We start from the raw sequence: 15051 nt of genomic DNA on the forward strand, positions 1-15051 counted from the left end.
CCACTCTCCGTAAGATGCTCCCGCGTGGTTCGCTGGAGCGAACCGCGGTTCTGGGGAAGCGATGGGGAGACGCAATGGACGCCGCACAGCAGGAAGCGACAGCGAGAGCGCGGGAACTGCAGCGGAACTGGTACGGGGAGCCGCTGGGGGCGCTCTTCCGTAAGCTGATAGACGATCTTGGTCTGAACCAGGCTCGTCTGGCGGGGGTACTGGGCCTGTCCGCACCGATGCTGTCGCAGCTGATGAGCGGTCAGCGGGCGAAGATCGGCAATCCTGCCGTGGTGCAGCGGGTGCAGCTGCTCCAGGACCTGGCGGGGCAGGTCGCGGACGGCAGTGTGAGCGCGGCCGAGGCCACCGAGCGCATGGACGAGATCAAGAAGTCGCAGGGGGGCTCGGTGCTCAGCAACAACACCACACAGTCGACGACCCATTCGGGAGCGCCCACGGTCAAGCGCGTGGTCCGCGAGATCCAGTCGCTGCTGCGCTCGGTCGCCGCCGCCGGTGACATCATCGAGGCCGCCGACACCCTCGCCCCGACCCACCCGGAGCTGGCGGAGTTCCTGCGGGTCTACGGGGCGGGCCGCACCTCCGACGCGGTCGCGCACTACCAGTCCCACCAGAGCTGACCCCGCGCCCCGGTCGCCGGAGGGGGTTCGGCGGGCCGGGGGACGGAGGAGAGATGCGAGGGGGTCGCATCTCACGGCGCGAGGGGGAGTCGTATCGCTCGTCGTGGGGGAAGCAAGGGGGGTAAGCGGAGGGGGAGGAGCGGCGCACAGCCATGGGTGAGGTCTTCGCCGGGCGGTACGAACTCGTCGACCCGATCGGACGTGGAGGGGTGGGCGCGGTATGGCGCGCCTGGGATCACCGCCGCCGCCGGTACGTGGCCGCCAAGGTGCTCCAGCAGAGCGACGCGCACTCCCTGCTGCGCTTCGTGCGCGAGCAGGCCCTGAGGATCGATCATCCGCATGTGCTCGCCCCCGCGAGCTGGGCCGCCGACGACGACAAGGTCCTGTTCACCATGGACCTGGTCGCCGGCGGTTCGCTGGTCCATCTGGTCGGCGACTACGGCCCCCTGCCCCCGTTCTTCGTCTGCACCCTGCTCGACCAGCTCCTCGCGGGGCTCGCCGCGGTGCACGCCGAGGATGTGGTGCACCGGGACATCAAGCCCGCCAATGTGCTGCTGGAGGCCACCGGCACGGGCCGGCCGCGGCTGCGGCTGTCCGACTTCGGCATCGCGATGCGGCTGGGCGAGCCACGGCTGACCGAGACCAACCTCGTGGTGGGAACGCCCGGTTACCTCGCGCCGGAGCAACTGCTGGGCGCGGAACCGGACTTCCCGGCCGATCTGTTCGCCGTAGGGCTGGTGGCGCTGTATCTGCTGGAGGGGGCCAAGCCGGATGCCAAGGCGCTGATCGAGTATTTCGCGGCGCAGGGCACACCGGGGGCGCCCAAGGGGATTCCCGAGCCGTTGTGGCAGGTCGTGGCGACGCTGTTGCAGCCGGATCCGCAGGCGCGGTTCCGCACGGCGACCGGGGCCCGCAAGGCGCTCGCCTCGGCGGCCGAGCTGCTGCCCGAGCCGAGGCCCGACGACGAGATCATCGAGATCTTCGACCAACTCGGGCCGCTGCCCGAGGGGTTCGGTCCCGAGGGACCGCTGAAGAGGGCGCCCGGCGTGGATCCCACCCCGGCGAAACCCAGGCCCCGCATGTCGGACACCGGCAGCTTCCCTCTGCCACCACCTCACGCACAGCCCCAGGAACAGCAGCAGCCTCCGCACAGTCCCACCCATGTCCTGTCCACCCCCCGTCCTCACGTCCCGCAGTACCCCGCGCAGCCGCCCACTCCGGTGCCGCACCGGCGTTCCGACACCGCCTCTACTGCTTCGTACACCGCTCAGGCCCCGGAGGTTCCCCCTCCGACCACAGGCCACCGCACGGCCCGCCGCCGAGCCGCCCGTCAGGCCGCCCGCCGCCCCGGCCCGCCCTTGAAGATCGCGCTCCCCCTGCTGCTGCTCGCCCTGGCCCTCTACGCCACGGGTTTCTGGGCCCTGGCCCGCAGCTGAAGACGGACACCGACACGGGAGGCGACACCGACCCCGGAGGCGACACCGACACCAGAGGCTGCCCCAACCCCGGAGGCGACACCGACACCAGAGGCTGCCCCAACCCCGGGGTCGGGCCCCGACCCCGCAGGCGACCCCGCCCCAGCACCGGCAGCCCCACAACACCCAAGCCCGCCCGCCCCGCGACCCCGCGACCCCGCCCCCGCGCACGCGCGCCCCCACGCCCCCGCCTCACAAAACCCTGCGTCGCCCCGCCGTCGTCCACACCGCCAGCACCGCCACGATCACCGTCCCGCCCCCGATGCCGCTCACCGCGAGGACCGTCATCAAGGCGTCGTCGTCACCCGCACTCCCGCCCCCGGAAGGCACCCCGCCCAGTTCCCCCGCGCCCCCGGGCGGCGCGAACACCCCCTGCGGCAGGAACCGGCCGTCATAGGCCGGACCGCTCCGCGCCGGGCCCTCCACCCGCACCCGCAGCGTCAGGGCGAACGGCCCGTCCCCGAACCGCTCGGCCACCTGTGCGCTCAGATGCACGACGAGGTAGTAGGACCCCCCGAACCGCATCCCCCTGATCCGGTCGCTGTTCCCGTACCGGTTCTCGTACACCGCCGGCGGCAGCGGATCCAGCGAGGCGGAACGCCGGCTGCCGTTGTAGTTGAGGCTCGCGTCGTCCAGCGGCGCCCGCACCGGGTTGTGGACGGACAGCTCCAGCGCCCCCACGACCAGCCGGGAGCCCTCCCCCGAACCGGCCAGCTCGGCGGTGGCGTACAGCCGCTCCCCCCAGTCGACCGGCACCTTGTAGAACACGGTCCGCCCGGGTGGCAGGTCCGAGCGCCACACGCCCTGCCCGAGCGGGACGGCCGAGGCGAACCCCGCGCCCCCGTCCCGTCGTACCGCCTCGTCCGTCAGGGGCGCCGGTGTGCCGGAGTCCCAGGAACCGGGGGCGGTGGTCGGGGCGGCCCGGTCCAGCGGGGGCTCCGAGAAGGCGGCGAGTTCCAGGTCCCAGGCGACATCGCCGAGGGCCGGCGTACCCACCCGCTCGACGACCACGTAGTAGGTGCCCGCCTCCGCGCACCGCCCGCGGTCCCCGGACCGCTCCCGCATCGCCACGGCCGTGAGCGGACGCGCGCTGCTGCCGCCGCCGAAGGTCTCCGTCTCGAAGGAGCAGGAGCCGCCGTCGGCGTCCCGCACCGACACCCGGATCCCGTCGGAGGCGGAGACGGCCGCGTCGGCCGGCGGGACCGCGGTGGCGGAGACGTACGCGGTGGAGGTGCCGTCCAGGTCGAGGCGGTAGTAGACGTCGGTGCTCACCGGCAGCGAGCTGCGGTACGCCCGTCCGGGTTCCAGCCGGGCGGCGTCCGCCGTGCTGCCGACGCCCGGGACGGTGGTGGCGTCGGGGGAGAAGCCATAAGGGGTCGGCGCGGGGGCCGCAACCGCGGAGGGCGGCAGGGCACCGGCCCCGGTTGCGCACAGCACCGCCGTCACCACGGCCACGCGGCACACCGCTCGCCACCACGCCGTACGCCGCCCCATCACGCGCCACCCCTTGTCGTCGCCGGACCGGGAACGTGCCCCATCCTGCCCACCCGGGCCGCGAGCCACCCGCGGAAAACACAAAACCCCGACCGCAACCACGGCCGGGGTCTGTTCTCAGCTCAGCTTGTCGGAATTCTCACGAACCCGTGGGCACGGAGTCGGTCGCCTCCGTCCACAGGTCCTGCTCGGCGCGATCCGCCTGGATCTGGCGGTACACAAGGAGCCCGCCGATGGCGGCCAGTGTGACCAGGAGAAGCTTCTTCACCGCGCGACCTCGTCCTTCGTTGACGTAGGGGGACCTCTGGCGCCCGACTATACACACCGCCCGATATCGATCGGTGACCTGTGCGAGCCCTCCAACTCACCCCGGCCGGACCGCAGTAGCGGCGGTGGCCGAGACCCCGATCCGAGGGTGATCACCCCCTCACGCACGGTGATTTTGTGATCTCTTCTCCGCATTTCCGGCCACTTGCACCCATCCGAGTGGTGTTCATCTGAACATCGACGCGCCACGGGCGTAGGTCCACCACTTCGCGGCCTCCATACACATCATGAGGAAAGTACGCAAATCGCCCAACCTGAAAGTGAGGGGCCATGGCCCGGAACAAGGTCATGAAGCTGTGGACCGCCATCGTCACCGCCTTCCTCGCGCTGTGCACGGCGCTCGGACTCGTCACCACGGCCGCCGCCGCGGCCGTACCCCCCGTCGAGTCGGCCCGCACCAGCGGCAGCGACAGCACCGCGCAGTCCCCGGTGCCGGCGATGTCCCTCTGGACCTGGTCCTACGCCAGGTCACTGCCCCCCACGATGAAGCAGCGCATCCGCGCCGAGGCGCACGGCAAGACACCGAGCTGCCGCCACCACGGGCCCGCGGACACGGAAGCGGATCCGGCCACGCTCGACTGCGACTCCACCGGTGCCGAGGCGGAGACCAAGGCGGAGGCCGAGGCGCCCGCCGGAGCGACCACCGGGACCAGGGACATCCCCCTCCAGCGCTGACCGCGCACCGCCCGCGCACCTGATCCTCCTCCCCCATCCGTCCTGGCGAACTTGCGTACAGCTCCGCCCTGTTCCGAGGCCCGGCCGCGCGCAGACGTGGCCGGGCCTCGTCGTAGCCTGGCCCCATGTCTCGCACACCCGCGGTGCGCCGGCGGGTCGTCATCGTCACCGCTGTGCACGGCCCCTCCGCCCGCTTCCTGCCGGAGGCGTACGCCTCGTTATGCGCGCAGGAGCTGCCCCCCGGCTGGGAATGGCACTGGCTCGTGCAGGAGGACGGGACGAGCGACACCGTCGCCCCCCATGTCCCCGACGACCCCCGTGTCACCTTCCGCCAGGGCCGGTCCGGCGGCCCCGGAGTGGCCCGTACCATCGCGCTCGCGCACGCCGACGGGCCCTATGTGAAGGTGCTGGACGCCGACGACCGGCTCACCCCGGGAGCGCTCGCCCGCGATCTCACGGTCCTGGAGCGCGACGCGGGGATCGGGTGGGTGACCTCACGGGTGCTGGATCTGCTGCCCGACGGTTCCACCGCCGCATTCCCCCACGACCCCGACGACGGCCCGGTCGAGCGGGGCGCGGTACTGGACTTCTGGCGGGCCAACGACTTCCGCGCCCAGGTCCACCCGGCCTCCCTCTGCGTACGCCGGGAGCTGCTGCTCGCCCTCGGCGGCTGGATGGCGCTGCCCGCGTCCGAGGACACCGGGCTGCTGCTCGCCCTGAACGCCGTGAGCCGCGGCTGGTTCTCGGCCGAGACCGGGCTGCTGTACCGGAAGTGGGAGGGGCAGGCCACGGGCCAGGCATCGCACGTCGATCCGGCGGAGCGGGCGGCGCGGATGGCGGTGGCGGAGGCACGCGCGCGTGCGCTCGCCGCCAGCCGGTGGACCTACGACTCGCCGAGCACGATGGCCTGGGACGGGCACAGTTCCGCCGCCTCCCGCACCTCCGACTCGCCGCCGCTGTCCTCACGCCCGGCCCTGACGGCCCCGAAGCCGTCCTGCACGGTGAAGACGGACGGCACGCGGTAGACGCACTCGCCGGATCCGTAACACAGCTCGGGGTCCACGGAGACCTTCGTCATCTGCACTCCCGTCTCTCCCCGGGTGACTGCCCCCTCCGGGTGGCCGTCAATCAGCGGTCGAAGGGCAGATCGAGCATCCGGATGGCGTTGCCGCGCAGCAGCTTGTACGTCACCTCGTCCGACAGGCCCGCCATGTGCTCGGCCGCGACCTGCTTGGTGTGCGGCCAGGTCGAGTCGACGTGCGGATAGTCCGTCTCGAAGGTGGCGTTGTCCACCCCGACCGTCTCGATGGCCTCGATGCCGTGCCGGTCCCGGAAGAAGCAGCAGAAGATCTGCCGGTAGTAGTACGTCGACGGGGGCTCCGGGATCAGGTCCTTCACCCCGCCCCAGGCCCGGTGCTCCTCCCAGACGTCGTCCGCGCGCTCCAGGGCGTACGGGATCCAGCCCATCTGCCCCTCGCTGTAGGCGAGCTTCAGCCGCGGGAACTTCACCAGGACCCCGGAGAAGAGGAAGTCCATCATCGACGCCATGGCGTTGTTGAAGCTCAGCGAGGCCTGCACGGCGGGCGGCGCGTCCGGGGAGGCGGCCGGCATCTGGGAGGAGGACCCGATGTGCATGTTCACCACCGTGCCGGTCTCCTCGCAGGCCGCGAAGAAGGGGTCCCAGTAACCGGAGTGGATCGAGGGCAGTCCGAGATAGGTGGGGATCTCGCTGAAGGTCACCGCCCGGACGCCGCGAGCGGCGTTGCGGTGGATCTCAGCGACCGCCAGGTCGATGTCCCACAGCGGGATCAGACAGAGCGGGATGAGCCGGCCGCCGCTGTCGCCGCACCACTCCTCGACCATCCAGTCGTTGTAGGCGCGCACACAGGCGAGCCCGACCTCCTTGTCCTTGGCCTCCGCGAAGGTCTGGCCGCAGAAGCGGGGGAAGGTGGGGAAGCAGAGCGAGGCCTCGACATGGTTCATCTCCATGTCCGCCACGCGGGCCTTGGGATCCCAGCAGCCCCGCCGCATCTGCTCGCGGGTGATCCCGTCCAGCGTCATCTCGTCCCGGGAGAACCCGACGGCCGCGATGATCCGCTTGTACGGGAAGAACTCGCCCTCGTACTCCCACCAGTCGGTGATCTGGCCGTCCGGGTCGGTGGTGAACCGGTACTTTCCGCCCACGTACTCCAGCTCACCGATCCCGGCGGTGAAGGGTTTGGGGCCTTTGTCCCGGTACTTGGCCGGAAGCCAGGTCTCGAAGAGGTGCGCGGGCTCGATCACGTGATCGTCCACGCTGATGACCTTGGGCAGTTCCCTGGTGCCGTTCACGACCTCGACCACGCCGGCTACCTCCCGCCTCGCATCTGACGGTTCGTCAGAAATGAAGGTAAGCCCACGGGGTGAAAGCGGCAAGCATCAGGGGCAGGCGACGGGAGCGGATGCCGCGTCGTTCGGCACCGGTCCCTCCCCTCGCGGGGACCGGTGCCAAACGACGCGCTGGTGTCGGTCCCCGCCGGAGCGGGACCGAGGACTCGGGAGGTTCTCAGGGTGCGCGGACGGGAAATCGTTCTTCCGTCACTGCGGCAAAGGCGGCAGAGGCCGGCAGCCTCTCCGGACGACGCGCGGTTGACTCGCTACGCGGTGTGATCCTGCCAGTTGGGACCCTTTCCGAGGAGGTTCCGGTTTTCCGCTCAGGGCTTTGGCCCAGGTCAGCCGTATAAAGTGAGTTTTCCGGTCCGGACGTCCAGGTGCGGGGAAAGTAAGGGGTGGAGGCCTTGAGTTCCGACTCAGGGGCACGCACAGCCTTCGCGGAACGCCTTGCGCTGCTGTACCGGGAGGCTGGGAACCCGCCCCTCAAGCGGGTGTCCGAGGCGGTCGTCCAGCTCCAGCGGGTGGATGAACGAGGGCGTCCGGTACGGGTTTCCGCGCAGCGCATCAGCGACTGGCGGCGCGCGAAGAACGTACCGGCGCAGTTCGCCGCCCTGGCCGCCGTACTCCAGGTGCTGATCCCGCAGGCGCGGCGCGCCCGTCCGGCGCCGGTCTCCCCCGGGCTGTACGACCTGCCGCAGTGGCAGTTGCTGTGGGAGCGGGCGGTGGCCGACCCCGTCTCCGAGGAAGCCGCCGAGGAGCCGCCCCCCGCGGTGAGCGTCTGCCCCTACCGGGGTCTTGCCTCCTACCGCCAGGAGGACGCCCGTTGGTTCTTCGGCCGGGAGCGCAGTACCGCGGCCCTGGTCGAGCAGCTGCGGGCGGCGGAGCGCGGCGGCGGGCTGCTGATGCTGGTCGGCGCCTCGGGCGCGGGGAAGTCCTCGCTGCTCAACGCGGGTCTGGTGCCCGCCGTACAGGGCGAGCGGGACGTGCTGCAGCTCGTCCCCGGCGCCGATCCGCTGGCCGAGCTGATCCGGCGGATCCCCGAACTGGCCGCGGTGGGCGGGCGGGAAAGCCCGGGGTTCGGGGACGCGGTGCGGGACGCCGTCGCGGCGTGGGCCGGGCGGGCTCCCGGGGCCCGGCCGGTCGTCATCGTCGACCAGTTCGAGGAGGCGTTCACCCTCTGCGCCGACGAGACGGACCGCCGCACCTTCATCCAGTTACTGCACGCCGTCGCCTCACCCGCCGCCGACGGCGCCCCGGCCCCCGCACTCGTCGTCCTCGGCATACGCGCCGACTTCTACGAGCAGTGCCTCGGCTACCCCGAACTCGCCGACGCCCTCCAGCACCGGCACATGGTGCTCGGCCCGCTGACCAGCGCCGAGCTGCGCGATGCGGTGACCGGACCGGCCAAGGCCGTCGGCCTGGAACTCGAACCCGGCCTCGCCGAACTGATCGTCCGCGAGGTCAGCGCGGACGGCCCGCGCGGCGCCCACGACGCCGGGGTGCTGCCGCTGCTCTCGCACGCCCTGCTGGCCACCTGGCAGCGCCGCAAGTCCGGGCGGCTGACGCTGGCCGGCTATCGCGCCGCCGGCGGAATCCAGGGCGCCGTCGCGGCGACCGCCGAGCGGGCCTGGTCCGGCCTCGACCCGGCGGCCCGTACGGCGGCCCGGCTGCTCCTGCTGCGGCTGGTCCGGCTCGGCGAGGACACCCAGGCCACCCGCAGACGCGGCACCCGGCGGCAGCTGGCGGCGGAGTCGAGCGACCCCGACAAGACGGAGGAGTCACTCGAAGCGCTGGTCCAGGCCCGGCTGGTGACCCTCGACGCGGAGACCGTGGAGATCACCCACGAGGCGCTGCTGCACGCCTGGCCGAGGCTGCGCGAGTGGATCGACGAGGACCGCGGCGGCAACCTCCTGCGCCAGCGCCTGGAGGAGGACGGCCGCTCCTGGGAGGACTCCCACCGCGACTCCTCCCTGCTCTACCGGGGCTCCCGGCTGGAGCAGGCGCACAGCTGGGCGAGGTCGGCGGGGGACACCTTCCTGACCCGCAGCGCGGTGGAGTTCCTGGCGGCCTCGGTACGGCTGCGCCGGCGCACCCTGTGGGTCCGGCGCGGTGCGGTGGCGACGCTGGTGGTGCTGGCGCTGGTGGCCGTGGGCTCCGCGGTGGTGGCGTGGCAGCAGCGCAACGACGCCGTGTTCGAGCAGGTGGTGGCCGAGGCGGACCGCGTGCAGTACACCGACCCGTCGCTGTCGGCCCAGCTCGACCTGGTGGCGCACCGGCTGCGCCCCGGCGACGAGGGCACCAACAACCGGCTGGTGTCCATCGTGAACGCCCCGCTGGCCACCCCGCTCCTCGGCCACACCGGCGCCGTCTACCTCACCTCCTTCAGCCCCGACGGGGGGCTCCTGGCCACCGCCAGCTACGACCGCACGGTCCGGCTCTGGGACGTGCGCGATCCCCGCCGCCCCAAGCCCCTGGGCAAGCCGCTCGTCGGCCACACCAGCTGGGTGAGCAGCGCGGTCTTCAGCCCGGACGGCCGCACCCTCGCCAGCGCGGCGGACGACGGCACGATCCGGCTGTGGGACGTACGCGATCCCCGCCGCCCCAAGCCGCTGCGCACCCCCCTGACCGGCCACCAGGGCACGATCTACCTGCTCGCGTTCAGCCCCGACGGCCGCACCCTGGCCTCCGCCGGCGAGGACCGCACGGTCCGCCTGTGGGACGTGGCGGGCCCGGACCGCCCGAAGGCCGTCAGCACGCTCACCGGCGCCCGCGCCGCCGTGCGCTCGGTGGCGTTCAGCCCGGACGGCGACACCCTCGCCGCGGGCGGCGACGACGACACGATCCGGCTGTGGAACACCGCCGACCCGCGCCGCCCGAAGCCGTACGGCACCCCGCTGACCGGGCACACGGACCTGGTGCACTCCGTCGCGTTCAGCCCCGACGGCAAGACCCTGGCCAGTGGCGCCGCCGACGACGCCGTACGCCTGTGGGACGTGACGGACCCCGGCCGCGCCACCGCGCTGGGCTCACCCCTGACCGGCCACACCGGGCCCATCTGGTCGGTGGCCTTCAGCCCCGACGGCTCCACGCTCGCCGCGGCCAGCGCGGACAGCACCGCCACCCTGTGGAACGTCAGCGATCCGGCCTATCCCGCCCAGGTCGGCGAGCCGCTCGCGGGCAGCAGCGGGGAGATGTACGCGCTGGGCTTCAGCCCGGACGGCAGGACCCTGGCCACCGGAAGCGGCGACAGCAAGGTGCGGCTGTGGTCGATCCCGACCTCCGACATGTTCGGCCGCAGCGGCGCCTTCCGCCCCGACGGACGGGTCCTCGCGACGGCCGCCCGCGACGGCAGCGTCCGGCTGTGGAACGTACGGAACCCGGACCGCCCGGCGACCCTGAACAAGCCGTTCATGCCCGACGACGGCGGCCAGCGCTCCCTGCTCTTCTCACCCGACGGCCGCACCCTCGCGGTGCTGACGGGCGCCCGCGCGGTCTTCCTGTGGGACGTCTCCGACCCCACCCGCCCGGTCTCCCACGGCCCGCCCCTGACCCTGCGCACCCGCTTCATGGGCCCCGACGCACTGGCGTTCAGCCCCGACGGCCGTACCCTCGCCACGGCCTACGACGACCGCACCCTGCGGCTGTGGAACATCTCCGACCCGCACCGGCCGACCCCCTACGGCTCCCCGCTCACCGGCCACCGCGGTTACGTCAACACCCTCGCCTTCTCCGCCGACGGCCGCACCCTCGCCAGCGGCAGCGCGGACGGCACGATCCGGCTGTGGAACACCGCCGACCCCCGGCACACCACCCCGGTCGGCTCCCCGCTCACCGCCCACGAGGGCCCCGTCAACGTCCTCGTCCACAGCCCCGACGGCCGCACCCTCGCCAGCGGCAGCGACGACGACACGGTCCGCCTGTGGGACGTCACGGACCCGGCCGGGACGCGCGAGCCCGCGGCCACGCTGACCGGTCACACGGAGGCGGTCGTCTCCCTGACGTTCAGCCAGGACGGCCGCACCCTCGCCAGCGGCGGCAACGACAACACGGTCCGCCTGTGGAAGGCCGCCACCCCCTCCGAGGCCGCCCCCATCGGCGAGTCGATGAGCCCCAACGCCAAGACCGGCAACTTCCTGTCCTTCAGCCCCCGCAGCAACATGCTCGGCGTCTCCAGCGGCACCGACACGGTCCGCCTGTGGAATCTCGACGTCGACCGCGCCGTGACCCGCATCTGCGCCACCACACGCGGCGTCCTGACCCAGGAGAAATGGGACGAATACCTCCCCCGGCTCTCCTACGACCCCCCGTGCGACCCGTGACGACCACGTGATCCCGCTCACAACCCCCACCCGGTCCCGAACGGCCGCCTCCCGCCGCTCCACCAGCCTTGTTACTGTGGTTCACAGCCCGATCGCTGGTGCATCCCCCGTCGCCAGCGATCGGGTCTTTTCACGCCGTGACAACGCCCCCCGAACAGAAGAAAACCCCGGTCCTGCTGGACCGGGGGTTTCTCGAACTGTGGGGCTAACAGGATTTGAACCTGTGGCCTCATCCTTATCAGGGATGCGCTCTAACCAACTGAGCTATAGCCCCGCCGCGCTCTGCGGTGTGTGTCCCGCGCGCTGACTCCTGAAGATTAGCGCACGACGTGCGCAGTCCCAAAATCGGTTGTCGGGGAGGCGTCAGGAGAGGTGGGAGCGGTGTTCACTCGTCCTCGGCCAGCGTCAGCTCCACGCCGCCGACGAAGCCGGCGGAGAGGTTGTAGATGAAGGCGCCGAGGGTGGCGAGGGCCGTGGCGAGGACGACGTCGATGACCGCGATGATCGACGTGAACATCAGGACGTTCGGCAGCGACAGGAACGACTGGAGGTCGAAGCCGTTGGACTCGTTCGAGCCCGTCGCCTCCGAGATGGTGCCGCCGACCGTCGAGAACACGCCCATCGCGTCCATGACCATCCACAGCACCGCCGCCGCGACGATGGTGCAGATGCCGAGCGCGATGGAGAGCAGGAAGCTGACCTTCATCACCGACCACGGGTCCGCCTTGGCCACCCGCAGACGCGCCTTGCGGGTGCGCGGCACGGTCCTGGCACCCGTGCGGGGCCTGCGGACCGCGTTCGCCGGGGCGGCGGCCGCCGGGTAGGCCTGCGGCGGGTGGTAGGGCCCGGAGGCGGGCTGGGGCTGCCGCTCGCCGGGCAGCGGCGAGGGCGCCGGCGCGGGCTGCGCCGGCTGCTGCTGAGCCGCCGGGGCCTGGCCGGCCGCGTACTGCTGGGCCTGCGGGCCTCGGGTGTCCGTCACAGTTCCCCCCTGGGATCCATGCGTATCGGGCGAGGGCGAGTCCGCGGTCTGCGCGGCGGAGCCACGGCCGCCGCCGTCCGTCTCCGTACCCGTAGAGGTACCGGCCGATCCGGCGCCCGTGGCTCCGCTCACGTGACTCACTCCTCGTGCTACTCGGCCGAGGGCGCCTCACCCTCGTCCGTGCCGGCGGCCTGGGCCGTCTCGGCGGTGTCGTCCACGGCGTCCACGCCGTCGACTTCCTCCGCCTCGCGCCCCGCCTCGGCGTTACGTGCGATACCGACCACGGCATCGCGCTTGCCCAGGTTGATCAGTTGGACGCCCATGGTGTCACGGCCCGTCTCCCTGACCTCGTTGACTCGCGTACGAATCACACCGCCGCCCAGCGTGATGGCGAGGATCTCGTCGGTCTCCTCGACCACCAGCGCGCCGACGAGCGATCCACGGTCCTCGACGATCTTGGCGGCCTTGATGCCGAGACCGCCACGTCCCTGGACGCGGTACTCGTCGACGGGGGTGCGCTTCGCGTACCCGCCGTCGGTTGCAGTGAACACGAACGTACCGGGTCGAACAACATTCATCGAGAGCAGCTCGTCGCCCTCGCGGAAACTCATGCCCTTGACACCCGAGGTGGCACGGCCCATCGGGCGCAGCGCGTCGTCCGTTGCGGTGAACCTGATCGACTGGGCCTTCCTGCTGATCAGCAGCAGATCGTCCTCGGACGAAACGAGCTCGGCTCCGATCAGTTCGTCGTCGGAACCGTCCTGCTGCTCCCGAAGATTGATCGCGATGACGCCTCCGGAGCGCGGCGAATCGTAATCCTTCAGAGAGGTCTTCTTCACCAGACCGGCCTTCGTGGCGAGCACCAGGTACGGCGCCGCGTCGTAGTCCCGGATGGCGAGGATCTCGGCGATCGCCTCGTCCGGCTGGAAGGCGAGCAGGTTCGCCACGTGCTGGCCGCGCGCGTCCCGGCCGGCGTCCGGCAACTCGTAGGCCTTGGCGCGGTAGACGCGTCCCTTGTTGGTGAAGAACAGCAGCCAGTGGTGCGTGGTCGAGACGAAGAAGTGGTCGACGATGTCGTCTTCCTTCAGCTTCGCGCCGCGCACGCCCTTGCCGCCGCGCTTCTGCGAGCGGTAGTCGTCCGTCTTGGTCCGCTTGACGTAGCCGCCGCGCGTGATGGTGACGACGATGTCCTCTTCGGCGATGAGGTCTTCCATCGACATGTCGCCGTCGTAGGGCACCAGCGTGGTCTTGCGGTCGTCGCCGTACTTCTCGACGATCGCGGCCAGTTCCTCGCTGACGATGCCGCGCTGGCGGACCGGCGAGGCCAGGATCGCGTTGTACTCGGTGATCTTCGCCTGGAGCTCGTCGTGCTCCTGGACGATCTTCTGGCGCTCCAGGGCGGCCAGTCGGCGCAGCTGCATCTCGAGGATGGCGTTGGCCTGGATCTCGTCGATCTCCAGGAGTTCCATCAGGCCCGTGCGCGCCACGTCGACGGTGTCGCTGCGCCGGATCAGCGCGATGACCTCGTCGATGGCGTCCAGGGCCTTGAGCAGACCGCGCAGGATGTGCGCCCGCTCCTCGGCCTTGCGCAGCCGGAACTTCGTACGGCGGACGATGACCTCGATCTGGTGCGTCACCCAGTGGCGGATGAACGCGTCCAGGGAGAGGGTGCGCGGGACGCCGTCGACGAGCGCCAGCATGTTGGCGCTGAAGTTCGACTGAAGGTCGGTGTGCTTGTAGAGGTTGTTCAGCACCACCTTGGCGACCGCGTCCCGCTTCAGCACGATGACCAGGCGCTGACCGGTGCGCGAGGAGGTCTCGTCGCGGACGTCCGCGATGCCGCCGATCTTGCCGTCCTTCACCAGGTCGGCGATCTTCTGCGCGAGGTTGTCGGGGTTGGTCTGGTACGGCAGTTCCGTGACGACCAGGCACTGGCGGTTCTGGATCTCCTCGACCTCGACGACCGCCCGCATGGTGATCGAGCCGCGGCCCGTGCGGTACGCCTCCTCGATGCCCTTGCGGCCGACCACCAGGGCGCCGGTCGGGAAGTCGGGGCCCTTGATGCGCCCCATGAGGGCGTCCAGGAGCTCCTCGTGAGAGGCCTCCGGGTTCTCCAGGTACCACTGGGCACCGGCCGCGACCTCGCGCAGGTTGTGCGGCGGGATGTTGGTCGCCATGCCGACCGCGATACCGGCCGAGCCGTTGATCAACAGGTTCGGGAAGCGCGCGGGCAGGACGGTCGGCTCCTGGGAGCGGCCGTCGTAGTTGTCCGTGAAGTCGACGGTCTCCTCGTCGATGTCGCGGACCATCTCCATCGACAGCGGCGCCATCTTGCACTCGGTGTAGCGCATGGCCGCCGCCGGGTCGTTGCCCGGCGAGCCGAAGTTGCCGTTGGAGTCCACCAGCGGCATCCGCATCGACCACGGCTGGGCGAGGCGCACCAGGGCGTCGTAGATCGAGGAGTCGCCGTGCGGGTGGTAGTTGCCCATGACGTCGCCGACCACGCGCGCGCACTTGTAGAAGCCGCGCTCGGGCCGGTAGCCGCCGTCGTACATGGCGTACAGGACGCGGCGGTGGACGGGCTTGAGGCCGTCCCGGACGTCCGGCAGCGCGCGGGACACGATGACGGACATCGCGTAGTCCAGGTACGAACGCTGCATCTCCGTCTCGAGCCCGACGGGCTCGACACGCTGGGCGATGATGCCGCCCTCTTCAGAGGTGACGGGGGTGTTCTCGTCGGCCATTGCTGGTGAAGATCCTTCCTGGTGCGGTCAGCTGAGACC

At 71.3% G+C, this 15051-nt stretch carries 10 protein-coding genes, 1 tRNA gene and 1 pseudogene; 5 read left to right on the forward strand and 7 right to left on the reverse strand.

The genetic code is table 11. The features are described 5' to 3' along the window. Positions 1-74: 74 nt before the first annotated feature. Both ACWD1Z_RS15175 and ACWD1Z_RS15180 read left to right on the forward strand, forming a co-directional pair. Entirely contained in the window at positions 75-626 is a 552-nt protein-coding gene (locus tag ACWD1Z_RS15175) for a helix-turn-helix domain-containing protein (RefSeq protein ID WP_389416628.1), read from the forward strand. A gap of 152 nt (positions 627-778) precedes the next feature. Further along, entirely contained in the window at positions 779-2062 is a 1284-nt protein-coding gene (locus ACWD1Z_RS15180) for a protein kinase domain-containing protein (protein ID WP_451118831.1), read from the forward strand. Positions 2063-2293: 231 nt separating this feature from the next. Here the strand turns inward: ACWD1Z_RS15180 and ACWD1Z_RS15185 are convergent, their stop codons facing one another. After that, positions 2294-3556: a hypothetical protein gene (locus ACWD1Z_RS15185; protein WP_451118833.1), complete on the reverse strand. Its 1263-nt coding sequence runs from the start codon at positions 3554-3556 to the stop codon at positions 2294-2296. A gap of 178 nt (positions 3557-3734) precedes the next feature. Then, positions 3735-3863: a DLW-39 family protein gene (locus ACWD1Z_RS15190; RefSeq protein ID WP_351638128.1), complete on the reverse strand. Its 129-nt coding sequence runs from the start codon at positions 3861-3863 to the stop codon at positions 3735-3737. 329 nt (positions 3864-4192) lie between these two features. Between ACWD1Z_RS15190 and ACWD1Z_RS15195 the strand changes: the two genes are divergently transcribed. Together ACWD1Z_RS15195 and ACWD1Z_RS15200 are read left to right on the forward strand one after the other, a co-directional pair. Further along, positions 4193-4597, forward strand: a complete 405-nt coding sequence (locus ACWD1Z_RS15195; protein WP_451118835.1) for a DUF6344 domain-containing protein — start codon at positions 4193-4195, stop codon at positions 4595-4597. Positions 4598-4722: 125 nt separating this feature from the next. Next, positions 4723-5496, forward strand: a pseudogene (locus ACWD1Z_RS15200) (glycosyltransferase family 2 protein); the annotation flags it as partial. Here ACWD1Z_RS15200 and ACWD1Z_RS15205 read toward each other — a convergent pair. Continuing rightward, positions 5481-5675: a ferredoxin gene (locus tag ACWD1Z_RS15205; protein ID WP_451118837.1), complete on the reverse strand. Its 195-nt coding sequence runs from the start codon at positions 5673-5675 to the stop codon at positions 5481-5483. The pseudogene ACWD1Z_RS15200 and the gene ACWD1Z_RS15205 sit on opposite strands and share 16 nt — an antisense overlap. Before the next feature lie 50 nt (positions 5676-5725). Continuing rightward, the gene (locus ACWD1Z_RS15210) at positions 5726-6940 is read right to left on the reverse strand and encodes an amidohydrolase family protein (RefSeq protein WP_389416622.1); all 1215 of its coding nucleotides are present in this window, start codon (positions 6938-6940) and stop codon (positions 5726-5728) included. Positions 6941-7365: 425 nt separating this feature from the next. On the opposite strand from ACWD1Z_RS15210, the gene ACWD1Z_RS15215 reads away from it, so the two are divergent. Continuing rightward, positions 7366-11289, forward strand: a complete 3924-nt coding sequence (locus ACWD1Z_RS15215; protein WP_451118841.1) for an nSTAND1 domain-containing NTPase — start codon at positions 7366-7368, stop codon at positions 11287-11289. Positions 11290-11489: 200 nt separating this feature from the next. Here ACWD1Z_RS15215 and ACWD1Z_RS15220 read toward each other — a convergent pair. From ACWD1Z_RS15220 to gyrA, 3 genes are all read right to left on the reverse strand, one after another. Beyond that, a tRNA-Ile gene (locus tag ACWD1Z_RS15220) sits at positions 11490-11563 on the reverse strand. A 111-nt stretch (positions 11564-11674) separates the two neighbouring features. Beyond that, entirely contained in the window at positions 11675-12400 is a 726-nt protein-coding gene (locus ACWD1Z_RS15225) for a DUF3566 domain-containing protein (protein WP_451118843.1), read from the reverse strand. Between the two features lie 17 nt (positions 12401-12417). Beyond that, on the reverse strand, positions 12418-15012 hold the full coding sequence (gene gyrA, locus ACWD1Z_RS15230; RefSeq protein ID WP_451118845.1) for a DNA gyrase subunit A: 2595 nt from the start codon (positions 15010-15012) through the stop codon (positions 12418-12420). Positions 15013-15051: the final 39 nt, after the last annotated feature.

Source organism: Streptomyces sp. NPDC002784, from assembly GCF_053592135.1.